Genomic DNA, 16,070 nt, shown 5'->3' on the forward strand with positions numbered 1-16,070 from the left:
CCTCGAGGGCCGCGGCGGCCTGGGCGGCGGCAACCACGGCGGGATGGCAGCTCAGGCCCAGGTAGTCGTTGCTGGCCAGATCCAGCAGGGGCGCCCCATCGACCTGCAGTCGGGCGGCGGCCTGGCCGGGCTCGAAGCTGCGCAGGCCGCGGCGGCGCTGCTCCGGCAGGATCGCCAGCTGGCGCCGCAGCTCCTGTTGCCAGGGGGTGGCTAGCGGCAGCTGGGAGTGGGAGGCGTTGGGTCCCAATGATCTCGATCTCAACGACCCGTTCCCGTCGCGGCACGTTAAATCGAGCCTGGTTCAAGCCCCTGCCGCGGTGGGACGTGCTGGGGCGGGACGTGCTTTGGGGAGAGGGGTTCCCATAAGATGGATAGATGATCCAGCCCCGACAGCAGCGTGCCTGAAGTGGCGCCCAACGGGCTGGATCCGGCTGCAATCTTTCCCTTTCCCCTAGATGAGTTCCAGCTGGAGGCGATCGATGCCCTCCAGCAGGGCCATTCGGTTGTGGTGAGTGCGCCCACGGGTTCGGGCAAGACCCTGGTGGGCGAATACGCCATCTACCGGGCCCTGGCCCATGGCCAGAAGGTTTTTTACACCACGCCGCTGAAGGCGCTCTCCAACCAGAAGCTGCGCGATTTCCGCGAGCAGTTTGGCGCCGAGAGGGTGGGGTTGCTCACCGGTGATATGAGCCTCAACCGGGAGGCCCAGGTGGTGGTAATGACCACCGAGATCTTCCGCAACATGCTCTACGCGGAAGCCGATGCGGGAGATGACCCGCTGGAGGGCGTGGAGGCGGTGGTGCTCGACGAGTGCCACTACATGAATGATTCCCAGCGCGGCACCGTTTGGGAAGAATCGATCATCCACTGTCCGCCCTCGATTCAGCTGGTGGCGCTCTCGGCCACGGTGGCCAATGCCGGCCAGCTCACCGACTGGATCAATCGGGTGCATGGCCCCACCTCGCTGGTGCACAGCGACCACCGGCCCGTGCCCCTGGCCTTCAGCTTCTGCAGCGCCAAGGGCCTGCACCCCCTGCTCAACGACGAGGGCACGGGCCTCCATCCCAACTGCAAAGTCTGGCGGGCCCCCAAGGGCAGTCGCCGCAAGGGTCCCAAAATCCCCAAGCCGCCCCAGCCCGAGGCGCCGCCCCTGGGCTTTGTGGTGGCCCAGATGGCCGAGCGCGACATGCTGCCGGCCATCTATTTCATCTTCAGTCGCCGCGGCTGCGACAAGGGGGTCAAGGAGCTGGGCAGGGCTTCTCTGGTGACGCCCGCCGAGCAGGCCCGCATTCAGGCCCGACTGGATCTGTTTGTGGCGACCACCCCCGAGGCCGTGCGCGAGGGCGGCCATGCCGAAGCCCTGCTGCGGGGCATCGCCTCCCACCACGCCGGGGTGTTGCCGGCCTGGAAGGAATTGATCGAGGGCCTGTTTCAACAGGGCCTGATCAAGGTGGTGTTCGCCACCGAAACCCTGGCCGCGGGCATCAACATGCCGGCCCGCACCACGGTGATCTCTGCCCTCTCCAAGCGCACCGAGCGTGGCCACCGGCCGCTGATGGGCAGTGAATTCCTGCAGATGGCGGGCCGGGCCGGGCGGCGCGGGTTGGATTCCCAGGGCTACGTGGTGACCGTGCAGAGCCGCTTCGAGGGGGTGCGGGAGGCGGGCCAGCTGGCGACTGCGCCGGCCGATCCGCTGGTGAGCCAGTTCACGCCCAGCTACGGCATGGTGCTCAACCTGTTGCAGCGGTACCCCCTGGCCAAGGCCAGGGAGCTGGTGGAGCGCAGTTTTGGTCGCTACCTGGCCACCTTGGATCTGGTGGAGGACGAAGCCCGGATTGCCCAGTTGATGCAGCAGCTGGCGGGCCTGGAAGACGGCTCGGGCGAGGTTCCCTGGGACGATTTTGAAGACTACGAAAAGCGGCGGGCCCACCTGCGCGAGGAGCGCCGCATCCAGCGGACCCTGCAGCAGCAGGCCGAGGAAACCCTCGCCCACGAGCTCACCTTGGCGCTGCAGTTTGCCAGCGAGGGCAGTCTGGTGAGCCTGAAGGCGCCCCAGCTGCGCGGCCGGGTGACGCCGGCGGTGATTGTGGAGAAGGTGAAGGGGCCGGGTCAGTTCCCCCTGCTCAAGTGCCTCACCGATGAGAACCTCTGGGTGTTGCTGCCCTGCCAGGGGGTCGTGAGCCTGCATGCCGAGCTCAGCTGCCTGCAGGTGGGCCAGGTGGATGCCCCCGAGCTAGACCACGCCGGTGAGATCCGCCATGGCGACCAGGCCAGTGGCGGCCTGGCCCTGGCGGTGGCCTCGATGGCCAGCCGCCACGACATGGCCACCCCCCAGTACGACCTGGCCGGTGAGGTGCGGGCCCAGGCCCAGCTCGTAGATCAGCTGGAGGAGCGGCTCGAGCTGCATCCTGCCCACCGCTGGGGCGACCGCCGCCAGCTGACAAAGCACCGCCGCCGGATGGAGGAGCTCCAGGTTGAGATTGGCGAGCGCCAGCAGTTGCTGCACTTCAGGTCGAACAGGCACTGGGAAACTTTCCTGTCCCTGATCGAGGTGCTGCGTCACTTCGGTGCCCTGGCCGGCCCCGAGGGTCTGGAGCCCACCGAGGTGGGCCGCACAGTGGCGGCCCTGCGCGGTGACAACGAGCTGTGGCTGGGCCTGGCCCTGATGAGCGGCCACCTCGACGAGCTCGATCCGCCCCAGCTGGCGGCGGTGTTTGAGGCGATCTCCACCGAGGTGAGCCGGCCCGATCTCTGGAGCGGTTATCCACCGCCCCCGGCGGTGGAGGAGGCCCTGCACGACCTGCGCGGCCTGCGCCGGGAGCTGGAGCGCCAGCAGGAGGGGGCCAAGGTGACCTTCCCGCTCTGGTGGGAGCCTGAACTCACTGGCCTGGTGCACGCCTGGGCCAAAGGGGCCAGCTGGAGCGACATGATCGCCAACACTTCCATCGATGAGGGGGATGTGGTGCGGATCCTGCGCCGCACCGTGGATCTGCTGGCCCAGGTGCCCTACTGCGAAGCGATCAGCCAGCAGCTGCGCAACAACGCCCGGGCCGCCCTTAAGGCGATCAACCGCTTCCCGGTTTGCGAGATCGAGGATCTGTTGCCCAAGGCGCCGGCGGCGATTGCCAGGCCCCCTGGGGATCCTGGGGGTTGAGCTTCGGCATGGGTCGCGTTGCTTCGACAGTAGCTTGAATGCTGCGCCGGCTTCGCCCTTGATCAACCCCGCCCGCATCCGCATCCTGGCGGTGGGCAAGGTGCGCAAGGGCTGGGTGAGCGAGGGGGTGGAGCTATATCGCAGGCGCTTGCCGGGGCTGGAGATCGTCGAGCTGCGCGATGGCGGCCTGGCCCGCGAAGCCGAGGCGATCAGCTCCGAGCTGCGCCGGGGTGAGCAGCTGGTAGCCCTGTGCGAAGAGGGCCAGACCTATGACTCACTGGCCTTCGCCCAGGCACTAGAGGGATCCGGCTCCGAGCAGCTGGCTTTTGTGATCGGCGGCGCCGCTGGCCTCGATCCGGCGCTCAAGGTGCGGGCCAGCTGGCGCCTGAGCCTCTCGCCGCTGACCTTCCCCCATGAGTTGGCGCGGCTACTGCTGCTCGAGCAGCTCTACCGGGCCCGCTCGATCCAGCAGGGCGGGCCGTACCACCGTCCAGGCGCTTGAGTGGGGAGGCGCTTACGCCCCGCGATGACCACGATCGACAGCCGCTACGAGGGAGCCCTCCGCTGCCATGCCAGCCATGGCCCTTCGGGCTCTGTGCTCGAGACCGATGCCCCCACCGACAACCAGGGCAAGGGGGAGCGGTTCTCGCCCACCGATCTGGTGGCCACTGCCCTGAGCACCTGCATCCTGACGATCCTGGGAATCGTCGCCGAGCGCCACGACTGGCCGCTGCAGGGGGCCACGGCCCGGGTGCAGAAGACCATGGGCGCCGAGGCTCCACGGCGCATCGCCCTGCTGGAGGTGTGGATCAGCCTGCCGGTGGGCCTCAGCGAGCAGCAGCGAGCTGTGCTGCAGCGGGCCGGGGAAAGCTGTCCGGTCAAGCTGAGCCTGGAGGTGGCGGTGCCGATTCGGCTGCACTGGGGCTGAGCAGCCCGCCAGAGCCCCCAGCTCAAAACCCTCAGCTCAAATCCCCAGTCGCTGCCAGATCACGCCCAGGTTGGCCTGATGCAGATCGGTGCTGAAACACTCAGCCAGCTGCTCAGCGCTGAGCTTGCCCGTCACCTCGCCATCGGCTTCAAGGTTGGTGCGGAAGTTGCCGCCATCGGTGTTCCAGGCGCTGTGGGCGTGGCGCTGCACGATCCGGTAAGCGTCTTCGCGGTTGATGCCGGCTTCCACCAGGGCCAGCAGCACCCGCTGGCTGAACACCACACCGCCATACACATTCATGTTGCGGGCCATGTTTGCGGGGTAGACCCCCAGGCCCTTCACCACCTCGGTCATCTCGCGCAGCATGAAGTGGAGGGTCACCGAGCAATCCGGCAGCATCATCCGCTCCACCGAGCTGTGGCTGATGTCGCGCTCGTGCCAGAGGGCGCAGTTCTCCAGGGCCGCTACTACGTAGCTGCGCAGCACTCGGGCCAGGCCGCTGATGCGCTCGCTGCGGATCGGGTTGCGCTTGTGGGGCATGGCCGAGCTGCCTTTTTGTCCCTTGGCGAAGTTCTCCTCCACCTCGAGTACGTCGGTGCGCTGCAGGTTGCGGATCTCGGTGGAGAAGCGCTCCAGGGCCGCGCCCACCAGGGCCAGGGTCTGCACGTATTCGGCGTGGCGATCGCGGGCGATCACCTGGGTGCTGGCGGTGTCGGGCACCAGGCCGAGCTTGGCGCAGGCGATCGCCTCCACCTGGGGGTCGGTGTTGGCGTAGGTGCCCATGGCGCCCGAGATCTGGCCCACGCTCACCACCCGCTCCAGGCGCTCGAGCCGCTCGCGGTTGCGCTCCACCTCCGCCAGCCAGCCAGCCAGCTTGAAGCCGAAGCTGATTGGCTCGCCGTGGATGGCATGGCTGCGGCCGATCATCACGGTGCCCTTATGGGCGCGCGCCAGCTCGCGGATGGCGTCGGCTAGGGCATCCAGCTCGGTGCGCAGCAGCTGCACCGAGGCTTTCATCTGCAGGGCCAGGCCCGTGTCCAGTACATCGGAGCTGGTCATGCCCACATGAATGTGGCGGCCGGCGTCACCCACGTGCTCGTTGACGTTGGTGAGGAAGGCGATCACGTCGTGGCGCACCTCCGCCTCGATCTCAAGGATCCGCTCCACTGAAAAACGGGCCTTGGCCTTAATTGTGGCAACCGCCTCAGCAGGCACTCGCCCTAACTCACAGTTGGCTTCGGTGGCGGCGATCTCCACATCGAGCCAGCTCTGGAACTTGGCCTCTTCACTCCAGAGGTTGCCCATCTCGGGCAGGGTGTAACGCTCGATCAAGGCCGCGGGGGCTCACTTCTGGACCAATGTATGGGTGCGGCCGCCGGGGCGCTCAGGCCACGCTGGTGAGCCGGCGGTGTTCCACTTCCCACTGCACCTGCTGACCCCAGGCCTGCTGGCGCACCCAGCAGCGACCACCACGGCACTGGAGCAGCTGGAAGGGCGGCAGGTCGGCGGGTTGGTTGCGCAATTTCACGAAGCTTCCCGGGTAGAGAAGCTCCACCACGTTGTTGGCCATCACTGGGGCATGGGGAAGATGGGGGCCATCCTGGGTCGGGTTTGGCCATGGGGCCCTGATGCTTGGAATCTGTTCCGTTTGAGTTGTGGTTTGATCACAGAAGCGCAAGTGCCATGGGCCGCAGACAACGCCTGGATCAGGAGCTGGTGGCCCGCGGCCTGGCCGCCAGCCGCCAGCAGGCCCAGCAGCTGATCCGGGCCGGGCGGGTGCGCCTGGGCGATCGGGTGCTCGACAAGCCAGGCACGGAAGTGTTGCCGGAGGCGGAGCTGCACGTGCAGCAATCCCCCCGATTTGTCTCCCGGGGCGGGGAGAAGCTGCTCCAGGCCCTGGCCACCTTCCCCCTGGAGGTGCGGGGCCGGGTCTGCCTCGATGGCGGCATCTCCACCGGGGGCTTCAGCGATTGCCTGCTCCAGCACGGCGCAGAGCGCGTCTATGGCATCGATGTGGGCTACGGGCAGACCGCCTGGCGCCTGCGCTGCGATCCGCGCCTGGTGCTGCGGGAGCGCACCAACCTGCGCCACCTGGTGGCGGCCGATCTCTATGGGCCCGCTGACCCCTGGCCCGATCTGGCGGTGGCCGATGTGTCGTTCATCTCCCTTGCCCTGGTGCTGCCCGCCCTGCTGGGCTTACTCCGGCCCGAAGCGGCCTGGGATCTGCTCCTGCTGGTCAAGCCCCAGTTTGAGGTGGGCAAGGCGCGGGTGGGCAAGGGGGGGGTGGTGCGGGATCCTGCTGCCCACTGCGATGCCATTGCGGGCGTGGTTGGGGCGGCGGCGGCCTTGGGCCTGGAGGCCTGGGGGTTGGTGGCCTCACCACTCACCGGCCCGGCGGGCAACCACGAATACCTGCTCTGGCTGCGGCCCACTGGCCTTGGTCCGCAGGGAGCACCAGTAGACCGGGCCATCCCAGCCGCTGGGGTCACCCCCGCCACCATCAGGACCCTGGTGGCCACCACCCTGGCCCCCTGCCCTGCCGCCAAGGGCTGACCCCAGACCGTACCCCGGGGCTCAGGCTTAGATGGCGCCGCTGTCGCGATCGCCCGTGCGGATGCGGATCACGGCGTCGATTGTGCTGACGAAAATCTTGCCGTCGCCGATTTCGCCGGTGCGGGCAGCTTCCTGGACGGCTGAAACCACCGTATCCACCTTGTCGTCATCGACGACGATCTCCAGTTTGAGCTTCTGCAGAAATTCCACGGTGAATTCCGAGCCGCGGTAGCGCTCCACCTGGCCCTTCTGACGGCCAAAGCCTCGCACCTCACTGACGGTCATGCCCACGATGCCCGCGTTGACCAGTGCGATCTTGACGTCCTCGAGCTTGAAGGGACGAATGATGGCCTCGACTTTTTTCATGGAAGCAGCTGATGCTGATGGGAAGTCTCTCAGGTGCCCGCTGCCGATGGCAGCCGACAGGCCTATTAGGCCCGAGTGCCGGGGCGATCGTGGTAGCTGTGGCTACCGGCCAGCAGGTCTGGGCCCGTTCCTAGGATTGGCCTTCCGCCGGTTTCTGGCCGGGCCCTATCGCCTTTCCATGTCTTCCAGCCCTGCTGCCGTTTCCGATCGCACCCTCACCCCCGCCTATGGCGAGCGGGCCATCGCCGAGGCGGAGCTGATCTGTTTTGACAACCCCCGGCCGGGCAGGGCCTACGAAATCTCCATTGAGCTGCCGGAATTCACCTGCAAGTGCCCTTTTTCGGGCTATCCGGATTTTGCGGTGCTGCGCCTGATCTACCAGCCTGGCCCCAGGGTGGTAGAGCTCAAGGCGATCAAGCTCTACGTAAACAGCTACCGCGACCGGGCCATCTCCCACGAAGAGGTCACAAACCGCATCCTCGATGATCTTGTGGCTGCCACCGAGCCCCAGTGGATGCAGCTGGAGGCAGACTTCCACCCCCGCGGCAACGTGCACACCGTGGTGCGGGTGAGCCACGGCAGCCGGCTTGCCTGTTAGAGCTGGCTGAGCAGCTGGGGCAATTCGGCGGCAAAGCCGGTGAGGTTGCGGTTGCAAAGGCCCGCCACATGCAGCTGGCCCGGGCCAGGCCCTTCTTCGGCGATCGCCCAGAGTTGGCGGGTTGCCACCAGGCTGAGCCCCCCGCCGGCCAGGGCGATGGCGAAGCCTGCATAGACGAGCGGCACGCCTGGATCTCGTTTCAAAAGGATGCCACTGGCCGGCAGCACGCTCGCCACCCGGATGGGTAGCCCCTTGACCTCCAACGCTTCGCCTCCGGGGCTGATCTGGCCCAAGGGGCTGCCGTCGGCGCCGTACACCTCCACCGGTCCCTGCTCACTGCCCAGGCTGAGCAGCACCGGCTCACTGCCATCTGGGCGGGTCGGCAGCACGAGTCCCCACACCTGCTCGCCCAGCTGGGGGAAGCTCTGCAGGGGCAACTGCAGCAGCGGACTCCTGCCCAGCTGCAGGCTGATTGCCGCCAGGGCCCAGTCGGCCTGGTAGAGGGTCACCCCTTGGAAGCGCAGGGGGTGGTTCACGCTGATCTGGGCCTGTTTCAGCAGGCTGCCGCCACTGCCATCGCCTTCGAGGATGCGCAGCTGGGAGGTGAATTGCTCTGGCCGGCCGGCCGGATCGCGCTGGATGGAGAAGTTGTCGAGGGCGAGGGTGAGCTTGCTGCTGCCCCGGCTGTCCATCAGCTCCAGGCTGCGGCCGGGGGCCAGGTATTGCTCGGCACGCTGGCCTGCCACGGCCCCCCAGGCGGCCCCCAGCATCAGCACCACCATGCCGGCATGTACCAGCAGGGGGCCAACCTTGCCCAGCAGCCCCTTGCGGGCCGCAAGGCGATCCCCCTGGAGGCGGATCTGCCAGCCCTTGCCCTCCAGTAGTTGCCCCAACTTTTCAAGGCTTGCCGCGGGCTGGTCGGTGGCGAGGCTTTCGGCCAGGCTCAGCTTGCTGAGTTGGCGCGGCTTGCGGTAATCAATCCAGCGCAGCGAGGCCCGCAGGGCGGGCCATTGGCGCCGCCAGCTGCACAGCAGCAAGGCCAGGGCCAGCCAGGCCAGTAATCCCAGAAACCAGCCGCTGGAATAGATGTGGTCGAGCTGCAGGGCCAGCACCCCTTCGCCAGGCAGCAGGCCAAGCCAGGGCTGGGGGTCGTAGAGCCGGTGGTAGAACTCCGCCGTTTCCCGCTGGGGGATGGCCGTGCCCACGCCGCTGGCGATGGCTATCACCAGCAGCAGCACGATCGCCAGGCGCAGATCGGAGATCAGGGCCACCAGCCGGGGGAGGGCCTTCATCGCCAGTTGGCCATCAGGGTGAGTGCCCCGGTGGTGACCAGCACCACCCCGCTGATTGGGGGCACCCATTGGCCGACGCGGCGCAGGCTGAGCAGGCCGGGCAGGCTGGCGGCGGCGGTGCCGGCCAGCAGCAGCGGCAACACCTGGCCGGCGCCAAAGCTGCTGAGCAGCAGCATCCCCACCAGGGGTTTGCCGTTCTGGGCCATCCAGGCCAGCAGCACTGCCAGCACGGGGGTGGTGCAGGGGGTTGCGGCCAGGCCGAAGGCCAGGCCGGCGGCCAGGGGTGCCAGCGGGGCAGGCACTTTGCGGCGCCAAATCTCAGGATCGGGCCCCGCCGGCAGGGGCAGCCTGAGCAGGCCCAGCAGATTGAGGCCCATCAGCAGGGCCAGCAGGGCCACCACGATCGGTACGAGCCCGGGAATCTGGCCGTAGATGCGGCCCAGGAAGCCGCTCACTAGGCCAAGCAGCACCAGGGCTGCCACGATGCCAGCGGCAAAGCTGAGGCTGCGCTTCCAGGGGGCCTGGCGCTCCAATTCCTGGCTGCCGGCAGGGCCGCTGAAGCCCGCCAGGTAGGCCAGGGTCACCGGCAGCAGCGAGAGGGAACAGGGGCCCAGGCTGGTGAGCAGACCCCCGGCAAAAACCACAGCCACGGTGCTCGGGGTGGGGCTGGCTAGGGAGTGCTGCAGCAGGGCCTCGCTAGTGCGGGCCCAGTCGGCCAGTTGGGGCCCAAGGCTGATCATGGACCCAGCCTATCGGGCAGGTGCGGGGCGGCGGCGGCGGGGAGTAGGGGCCAGGCCACCGGCTTCCAGGGAGCAACGGATCAGCAATCCGCAAACCAGCAGGCTGGCCATCAGGGAATTGCCGCCGTAACTGATCAGGGGCAGGGGCAGGCCGGTGGTCGGCATGGCGCCGCTGGCCACGGCGATATTCAGGATCGACTGGCCCAGCAGCAGGGTGGTGCAGCCAATGGCGATCAGCCGCTGCTGGTTGCTACGGCAGCTCAGGGCGACCCGCAGCCCCACGAAGCCAAACAGCATCAAAAACAGCAGCAACCCCACCGAGCCCACAAAGCCAAACTCCTCGGCAAACACCGCGAAAATGAAGTCGGTGCTCTGAATCGGCAGGTATTGCAGCTTCTGGGTGGAAAGGCCAAACCCTTCCCCCAACAACCCTCCCGAGCCGATTGCCAACAGGCTCTGCACCAGCTGGTAGCCATCCCCCTGGGCGTCACTCCAGGGATTGAGGAAGGACACCACCCTGATGCGCTGGTATTCGTTGAGCATGATGCTGCCAATGCCGAGCAGCCCCCCAGCTCCGGCCGCCCCCAGCAGCAGGGGCATCGAGAGGCCGGCGGCCATGGCCATCAGCCAGAGCAGCAAGCCGGAAAGGGCGGCTGTGCTGAGGTTGGGCTGCTTGAGGATCAGCAGGATCAGGGCCCCAAACACCCCTAGCCACAGCAGTTTCTGGTCGATGCCGATGCGTTTCCAGTGGGCAAACAGGGCGGCCCCTTGCAGCACCAGAAAGGGCTTGACCAATTCCGATGGTTGGAGCTGAACCGGCCCGATCACCAGCCAGCGGCTGGCACCGTTGACGGTGCTGCCCATCACGAGGGTGGCCGCGATCAGCAGGATGCCGCCCCACAGGCCCAGGGGAGCCAGATGCAACCAACGCCGCAGGCTGGTGCTCAGGCCCAGCCATAGCAACCCCCAGCTGGCCACCATCCAGATCAGCTGCCGCTTGAGATAGAAGGCTCCATCCCCCATCTCCCGTTCGGCGACCCACCAGCTGGCCGAGGTGAGCACAAGCAGGCCGATTCCGCTCCACAGGCCCACCATCGCCAGCAGCAGGCGCGCTTCTGCGGGCCACTGCTCCCAGGGCAAGGGCCACAGGCCCCAAGCTTTTTTGGAACGGGGGGGCGGTTCGCTGTTGCGACGGGGGGTTGCGGTTCGAGCCAATGGCAGATGGTTGGGATGGCTTGGAAAACGCCATCACGAGGACCCATTCAGCCGTGCACCAGGGGTGGTTGTCGAGCCTCCGGTGGGGAATGGTTAACCAAAAATGGGCCATAAAAAAGCCCGGCCTGGGCCGGGCTCTGGGTTGCTAAAGGGATTCAGCCTGGCCGGGAGCTCAGTTGCCGACATTTTGTTGGCGGCGGCCCGTGGCCAGTTCCACCTTGAGGATCTTGCCGCCCTGCTTCATGATTCGCTGCTGCTCAGCAAACCAGCTGTCATAGGGCACCCATTTGGTGAAATAGGTGTTCTGAAGCTCACGCTGGGTGCGGCTCTTTTCCGGGCTGGGGATGCAGGCCGTGATCTTGAACAGACGCATGGAGATGATCCTCGGGTGTGCCGCTGGTAGGGATCAGTTGCCCAGGCCGGAGCAGATGTAATCGAAATACACGGCCATTTCCCGGCCGGCATCCGGACCCACCAGGGAAGCGGTGGTTTCCTTCATGGCCTGGATCGACTGGACCGTGGCGCCGATGGGCACGCCCAGGGAGTTGTAGGTCTCCTTGAGACCATTGAGCACCCGCTCGTCGAGGATCGAGGTGTCGCCGGCCAGCATGGCGTAGGTGGCGTAGCGCAGGTAGTAGTCCAGGTCGCGGATGCAGGCCGCATAGCGACGGGTTGTGTACATGTTGCCGCCGGGACGGGTGATGTCCGAATAGAGCAGCGACTTGGCCACGGCCTCTCTGATGATTGCTGAACCATTCGAGCTGATGGTGGCAGCGGCGCGAACGCGCAGTTCACCACTGGTGAAGTACTGCTCTAAGCGGCCCATAGCCGAGTCGTCCAGGTAAAGGCCCTGAACGTCGGCCTGATTAATTACGTTCGTGATGGCGTCTTGCATGAATCCAGCTTTGGTGGCGGGGAGTAGTAAAAGAACGCTGTCTCAGGAGAGGGCGCCAATGACGTAGTCGAAGTAGAAGCCAGCTTCCTCGGCGTCAGAGCCGGTGAGTAGGCCCATGGCAGCCGACTTCATTTCACGCACGGATTCCGCCATGGCATCGAGGGGAGTCCCGAGCGAGCGATACATCTCCTTCGCTCCGATGATTCCAACCTCTTCGATGGGTGTCACATCGCCGGCGATAATCCCGTAGGTCACCAAGCGCAGGTAGTAGTCCATGTCGCGAAGACACGAAGCGGTCATCTCCTCGCCGTAGGCGTTTCCGCCGGGAGAAATCACGTCGGGACGCCGCTGAAACAGGGCGCCACCAGCGGTTTTGACGATGCGCTCGCGGCTTTCGCCTAGAACCTGGGCGACCCGAATACGACGTTGACCAGCGGCCACAAAGGACTTGATCTGGTCGAGTTCACCAGGGCTGAGATAGCGGGCTTCCGCGTCCGCGTTGATGATCGAGTTGGAGACGATGCTCATGCAGTTCTGCCTCGAAACAAGCGGCCGCCTTGAAGGAGACCGATATCCGGTGGGTAAGGGAATGGATCGACTTGCGCCGATCACCAAATCATTCTGCGGCAAAGCCCAATCACCGGCCCCTTGGCGGTAACAGTTCTTCACGGCGCTTGTGTTAGGAGAACCCGCTGCGGCGCAATGGCTTTGTTCAATTTTGGCGACAGCGGCTTGGCGTAGCAATTATTCATCATTTTGCTCCGCTAACCGCCCCACTTGTTTCGACTTTCGGCTCAACTTTTGCGACAATTGTTGTCATGAATCATCCCCCTCCTTCGCCTGAAGTGTCTCAGGGAGGGGCTTTTGGGCTAAGAACGCAATCTTCGGGTGCGGATCACCGTGATCACGGGAATGCGCTCACCTCATCGAGTTGGGGCGCTCGACCGAGCAGGGCGAGATAGTCCGATGAAGCAGTGCGTAGGGGTGCCATGCGGTTGACGCGTCGTTGGAGATGTTCGTTGCCAGCTACTTTGCTAACCAGCTCCTCCATCGTGAGTTGCTGGTTGTGTAATTGGAATTAGATGTTCCCTATGGGCTCTTCAACAATAGTGATTCTATTGAGCAGATACTTGTAGACGCTTTTCAGCTCTTGTTGCACTGGGTTTCACTACTGGTGCGTCCAGGCTAAGCAAGGCGCCCCACGCTTTGGCGGCGGCTTTGCCCTTGGGGTAATCCTGTATGAATCTGGCTCACCATGGTGGCTCCTGGCCGGTTGACAAACCCTATGTGCTCTCAATCAGTTTATCAGCTCCACAGCGGCAGGCTGTGCTGAGGCTTCAAAGGGCGTCGCTGGACATAGGGGTCTGCTTCCAGCGGCGACTCGGTGCAGGTGCTTGACGGATGCTGCCTGGTCCCGGGGTGAAGTTGTCTTGGGGCTGAGATGCCTTCATGGTTTCGCCCCCGACGGTCTGGGCTGTCCAGCTCCCCACGACAATCTGCCGGCGCGCTGACAGATTTCGATTGGTTATATCCCCGGTAGTGCGTATGGTCTGATCAACGGGCACGTTTGGACGTTTGTCTTGGGCAAATTCATTGGCATAGGCAGATGCGTCGAAGGGGCGGTTGAGGCCGGGCACCTTGCGGGCATTTCGATCAGTAGCGGTGACAAAACGCTCGTAGGGGACTGTGTCTTCGCCATAGGTTTCGTTGTATTCGCTGCTGTTGAGAATCCCGTCGACTACCCCATAGAAGCCGGTGCGGGCTGCGGTATCGAAGTAGCCGTTAATTTCCCATCGCCCGAAGGTTGGGCGACCTAGCAGCCGGCGATGGATCACCTCGATGGCCTTGGTGATGTAAAGGCTGCTCCAATACCGGCGGCGGAAGGCCTTGGAACGGGCGACCTGGCGGATAAACTCTCGCAGGCTGATATCGCCGTTCTCGAGCTTGATTTCCTCAACTTTATTGCGCTCTCCGGCATAGCCAGCAGTGCCTAAAACTTGCACATAGACCGCATTAATAACTGCCTGGGTGCTGGCTTCAGTTCCACGAATACTGGGTTGGCCGCCGCGGCGGGGCACGGAGCTGCCGCCGGTAGCAATCTGCTGGAGCCGCACAACCTTGGGACCCACCCGGCGGGGGCTGGCCTTGCGGAACTGGACGCTGTCCATCTGGCCAGGCTGGGCCAGGCCATTGCCGATCAGGATGCGGCGGCTGTCGTAGCCATAGGGGGCGGGCCTGGTGGCCACCGAAGCGGTGCCGGAAGGGAAAATTGCGCCGTAGTTGAGGGCCAGGGGATCGTTACCGCCGCCGTAGACGTGCTGATCTGCGAAGGGTTGGCGATAGGAGGCGTAGAGGGTGACGTACTGGGGCGCACCTTCAAAGGGAGCGCTGAAGCGGAACAGCTTGCGGTTTGATCCCCAGCCGGCACTCTCCTGGGCTTCTTCACCGAGATCCCGCAGGTAGGGCACGGTTTCCTCGCCGAACACCCGCGCGTATTCCAAGGTGTTGATCAGGGAATCCACTAGACCATTCAGGCCTTGGACGCTGACGATGTCGAAGTAGCGGGTGAATTCCTCACGGGAGCTGATGCCGCGACCGAGGAAGTGGCGGAAGGCCAGCTCAACCGCCCTGCTATTGGAAAAGCGTCCGAAAAACTGTTGGCGATATTCTTTGCTGTGGCCGAGGGAGCGGATGAATTCCCGCATCGACAGCTGGCCCTGACGCACCTGGGTGGCTTCGACCGGGCAGGGCGTCTGGCTGTAGGCCTTGGCGATGTCGCGCTCGAACACCTGGCGGTAGGCGGCCCGAATCACTTCGGCCTTTTGGGCACCACTTAGGCGCGGCCGCATGATGAAGCGCTGCTTACCGTCAGCGGCTAAGGCATAAATGGCAGGCAGTTGGAGGCCCTGACTTTCAGGGCTGCCGAGGCGCTGCCGGGTGCTTGGAGTGGCCACCTGCAGTTCGGCGAGCAGCACGTTGAAGTACTGGATCACCAGCTCGCGTGCCTGGGGATTGTCTTTGCAGAGGCCCGCGGCTGCGGCGCGCATTTCCTGCAGGGCCACATTGGTAGCCGCCAAGGAGCAAGCCTTCTCCAATATGTCGCGCAGGCCGCGGGTGTTCACGGCCAGGATGCTGGGGTCTCCTGCCACCAGGGCGTAGCCCACATAGCGCAGGAACCAGCCCATGTCGCGCAGCGACTTGCGCATCCGATCGGTGCCGTAACGGCCCACGGCAATCGGGCTGAAGCCGGTGGGCAGCACAACCCTTACATCGGCGTCGCCACCTGTGCTTTCGAGTAAGCGTGTGATCAGGTTGCCGCTGGAGTTGCCGGTGCCCTGGGCGAAGGTCTGCACCGAACGCTGGAAGGCGGCCTGGTCGGCGGCCAGGGGGGTGGCGTCGCTGGCGCTGGGGCCGGAGGTGCTCAGCGGCGCGTCGAGGTAGGAGAGCGGCGTGCCGCCGGAGAAGATCCGGTTGGCCGCTTTGGCCACGATGAAGTCGGCGTTCTCAGAGATTCGGCGCGCGGCCACCAGGCGCTGCTGCCCGCTCTGGAAAAAGGCCACGAGGGTTTGGAGCTCCCCGCCGTCGGGGAAGCGGTCCTGTTGCTCCGCCTGACGAACGCTGGAAAGCGGCAGGGTGTCGTAGCGCTGGGCGGCAACCCTGGTGCTGCCGCTGCTGGCGGTCACGGTCATTGACAGGAGCGAACCGGGTTTGGTCACGTTACGGCTGGCCCATTGGGCCCAGCCCGGCCTTGAACAAATGTTTGCAGCCGGAGCTCCTGAGCCTGGGGGTGGGCGGCCGTGAAAAGCTCGGCATGTAGCCGCCGATGCCGCCGTGCCCGTCAGTGATGCCGCCACGCCGGTGGTGAGCGCCTTTTACGACCGCTTCCCCTACCCGGGTGACCCCCTTCAGGACGGGCCACCTCCCGGTTACAACTGGCGCTGGTGCGTTGACAGTGCCTGGGCAGCCGCCACCGGCTGCCTGCCCCCCCGGGCCGCCAGCGGCGGGGGCCGCTGCCTGCCCCCCCGCCGCTGGCGAATTCTGGATGCCGGCTGCGGCACCGGTGTCAGCACCGATTACCTCTGTCACCTCAACCCAGGCTCTGCGGTGCTGGCGGTGGATATCAGCGCCGGGGCCCTGGAGGTGGCCCGGCAGCGCACTCGCCGCTCCGGCGCCGCCGCCCAGGTGGAGGAGCTGCGCATCGAGCAGCGCAGCCTGCTCGACCTGGCCGGTGAGGGCCCCTTTGACTACATCAATTCGGTGGGGGTGCTGCACCACCTGCGCGAACCAGAGCAGGGGCTGGGGGCCCTGGCGGGGTTGTTGCGACCCGGG

15 protein-coding genes and 2 pseudogenes are annotated in these 16,070 nt (G+C 65.6%); 6 read left to right on the forward strand and 11 right to left on the reverse strand.

Annotated features, from left to right (window positions below; genetic code table 11):
* Nucleotides 1–247: pseudogene (locus tag KBZ07_RS06425) on the reverse strand (hypothetical protein); the annotation flags it as partial.
* Between the two features lie 159 nt (nucleotides 248–406).
* On the opposite strand from KBZ07_RS06425, the gene KBZ07_RS06430 reads away from it, so the two are divergent.
* The 3 genes from KBZ07_RS06430 (at nucleotide 407) to KBZ07_RS06440 (ending at nucleotide 4,082) form a co-directional block, all read left to right on the forward strand.
* Complete coding sequence (locus tag KBZ07_RS06430) at nucleotides 407–3,154, forward strand: RNA helicase (RefSeq protein WP_254930841.1); 2,748 nt, start codon at nucleotides 407–409, stop codon at nucleotides 3,152–3,154.
* Nucleotides 3,155–3,215: 61 nt separating this feature from the next.
* Nucleotides 3,216–3,656, forward strand: coding sequence for a 23S rRNA (pseudouridine(1915)-N(3))-methyltransferase RlmH (locus tag KBZ07_RS06435; RefSeq protein ID WP_254930842.1), 441 nt, complete (start codon nucleotides 3,216–3,218; stop codon nucleotides 3,654–3,656).
* 24 nt (nucleotides 3,657–3,680) lie between these two features.
* Nucleotides 3,681–4,082 carry an OsmC family protein gene (locus KBZ07_RS06440; RefSeq protein ID WP_254930833.1) on the forward strand — a complete coding sequence of 134 codons (402 nt, stop codon included), beginning with the start codon at nucleotides 3,681–3,683 and terminating at the stop codon, nucleotides 4,080–4,082.
* 36 nt (nucleotides 4,083–4,118) lie between these two features.
* On the opposite strand, the gene purB is transcribed toward KBZ07_RS06440, so the two are convergent.
* Both purB and KBZ07_RS06450 read right to left on the reverse strand, forming a co-directional pair.
* Nucleotides 4,119–5,414 carry an adenylosuccinate lyase gene (gene purB, locus KBZ07_RS06445; protein ID WP_254930834.1) on the reverse strand — a complete coding sequence of 432 codons (1,296 nt, stop codon included), beginning with the start codon at nucleotides 5,412–5,414 and terminating at the stop codon, nucleotides 4,119–4,121.
* A gap of 52 nt (nucleotides 5,415–5,466) precedes the next feature.
* Nucleotides 5,467–5,652 (reverse strand): hypothetical protein, encoded by a 186-nt coding sequence (locus KBZ07_RS06450; RefSeq protein ID WP_197151456.1) that lies wholly within the window; start codon nucleotides 5,650–5,652, stop codon nucleotides 5,467–5,469.
* Between the two features lie 113 nt (nucleotides 5,653–5,765).
* Between KBZ07_RS06450 and KBZ07_RS06455 the strand changes: the two genes are divergently transcribed.
* A complete protein-coding gene (locus KBZ07_RS06455) occupies nucleotides 5,766–6,635 on the forward strand; it encodes a TlyA family RNA methyltransferase (RefSeq protein WP_254930835.1) in 870 nt (289 codons plus the stop codon).
* Nucleotides 6,636–6,662: 27 nt separating this feature from the next.
* Here KBZ07_RS06455 and KBZ07_RS06460 read toward each other — a convergent pair whose 3' ends face one another.
* Nucleotides 6,663–7,001 carry a P-II family nitrogen regulator gene (locus KBZ07_RS06460; RefSeq protein WP_197151453.1) on the reverse strand — a complete coding sequence of 113 codons (339 nt, stop codon included), beginning with the start codon at nucleotides 6,999–7,001 and terminating at the stop codon, nucleotides 6,663–6,665.
* 178 nt (nucleotides 7,002–7,179) lie between these two features.
* Between KBZ07_RS06460 and queF the strand changes: the two genes are divergently transcribed.
* Nucleotides 7,180–7,599: a preQ(1) synthase gene (gene queF / locus KBZ07_RS06465; protein WP_197153353.1), complete on the forward strand. Its 420-nt coding sequence runs from the start codon at nucleotides 7,180–7,182 to the stop codon at nucleotides 7,597–7,599.
* Here queF and KBZ07_RS06470 read toward each other — a convergent pair.
* The 7 genes and pseudogenes from KBZ07_RS06470 to KBZ07_RS06505 all read right to left on the reverse strand — a co-directional run.
* Entirely contained in the window at nucleotides 7,596–8,891 is a 1,296-nt protein-coding gene (locus KBZ07_RS06470; protein ID WP_254930836.1) for a cytochrome c biogenesis protein ResB, read from the reverse strand. The two genes, queF and KBZ07_RS06470, sit on opposite strands and share 4 nt — an antisense overlap.
* Entirely contained in the window at nucleotides 8,888–9,631 is a 744-nt protein-coding gene (locus KBZ07_RS06475) for a cytochrome c biogenesis protein CcdA (protein ID WP_254930837.1), read from the reverse strand. Before KBZ07_RS06475 ends, KBZ07_RS06470 begins: the two co-directional genes overlap by 4 nt.
* Nucleotides 9,632–9,640: 9 nt before the next feature.
* Nucleotides 9,641–10,780: an FtsW/RodA/SpoVE family cell cycle protein gene (locus KBZ07_RS06480; RefSeq protein WP_254930843.1), complete on the reverse strand. Its 1,140-nt coding sequence runs from the start codon at nucleotides 10,778–10,780 to the stop codon at nucleotides 9,641–9,643.
* 238 nt (nucleotides 10,781–11,018) lie between these two features.
* Entirely contained in the window at nucleotides 11,019–11,219 is a 201-nt protein-coding gene (locus tag KBZ07_RS06485; RefSeq protein ID WP_197151449.1) for a phycobilisome linker polypeptide, read from the reverse strand.
* 33 nt (nucleotides 11,220–11,252) lie between these two features.
* Nucleotides 11,253–11,741, reverse strand: coding sequence for an allophycocyanin subunit beta (gene apcB / locus KBZ07_RS06490; protein ID WP_197151448.1), 489 nt, complete (start codon nucleotides 11,739–11,741; stop codon nucleotides 11,253–11,255).
* A 42-nt stretch (nucleotides 11,742–11,783) separates the two neighbouring features.
* Nucleotides 11,784–12,269 carry an allophycocyanin gene (locus KBZ07_RS06495; protein WP_197151447.1) on the reverse strand — a complete coding sequence of 162 codons (486 nt, stop codon included), beginning with the start codon at nucleotides 12,267–12,269 and terminating at the stop codon, nucleotides 11,784–11,786.
* A 382-nt stretch (nucleotides 12,270–12,651) separates the two neighbouring features.
* A pseudogene (locus KBZ07_RS06505) lies at nucleotides 12,652–15,430 on the reverse strand (phycobilisome rod-core linker polypeptide); the annotation flags it as partial.
* A 142-nt stretch (nucleotides 15,431–15,572) separates the two neighbouring features.
* Here KBZ07_RS06505 and KBZ07_RS06510 point away from each other — a divergent pair.
* Nucleotides 15,573–16,070, forward strand: a 498-nt coding sequence (locus tag KBZ07_RS06510) for a bifunctional 2-polyprenyl-6-hydroxyphenol methylase/3-demethylubiquinol 3-O-methyltransferase UbiG (RefSeq protein WP_254930840.1), incomplete at its 3' end; no start/stop codon positions are given.

The organism is Cyanobium sp. BA20m-14 (assembly GCF_024346295.1).

What these genes read in the sequence shown, in the direction of transcription:
- KBZ07_RS06450 (WP_197151456.1), bottom strand. Translation starts at nt 5,652, where the DNA reads ATGGCCAACAACGTGGTGGAGCTTCTCTACCCGGGAAGCTTCGTGAAA.
- queF (WP_197153353.1), top strand. Translation starts at nt 7,180, where the DNA reads ATGTCTTCCAGCCCTGCTGCCGTTTCCGATCGCACCCTCACCCCCGCC.
- KBZ07_RS06470 (WP_254930836.1), bottom strand. Translation starts at nt 8,891, where the DNA reads ATGAAGGCCCTCCCCCGGCTGGTGGCCCTGATCTCCGATCTGCGCCTG.
- KBZ07_RS06455 (WP_254930835.1), top strand. Translation starts at nt 5,766, where the DNA reads ATGGGCCGCAGACAACGCCTGGATCAGGAGCTGGTGGCCCGCGGCCTG.
- KBZ07_RS06495 (WP_197151447.1), bottom strand. Translation starts at nt 12,269, where the DNA reads ATGAGCATCGTCTCCAACTCGATCATCAACGCGGACGCGGAAGCCCGC.
- KBZ07_RS06460 (WP_197151453.1), bottom strand. Translation starts at nt 7,001, where the DNA reads ATGAAAAAAGTCGAGGCCATCATTCGTCCCTTCAAGCTCGAGGACGTC.
- KBZ07_RS06485 (WP_197151449.1), bottom strand. Translation starts at nt 11,219, where the DNA reads ATGCGTCTGTTCAAGATCACGGCCTGCATCCCCAGCCCGGAAAAGAGC.
- KBZ07_RS06440 (WP_254930833.1), top strand. Translation starts at nt 3,681, where the DNA reads ATGACCACGATCGACAGCCGCTACGAGGGAGCCCTCCGCTGCCATGCC.
- apcB (WP_197151448.1), bottom strand. Translation starts at nt 11,741, where the DNA reads ATGCAAGACGCCATCACGAACGTAATTAATCAGGCCGACGTTCAGGGC.
- KBZ07_RS06475 (WP_254930837.1), bottom strand. Translation starts at nt 9,631, where the DNA reads ATGATCAGCCTTGGGCCCCAACTGGCCGACTGGGCCCGCACTAGCGAG.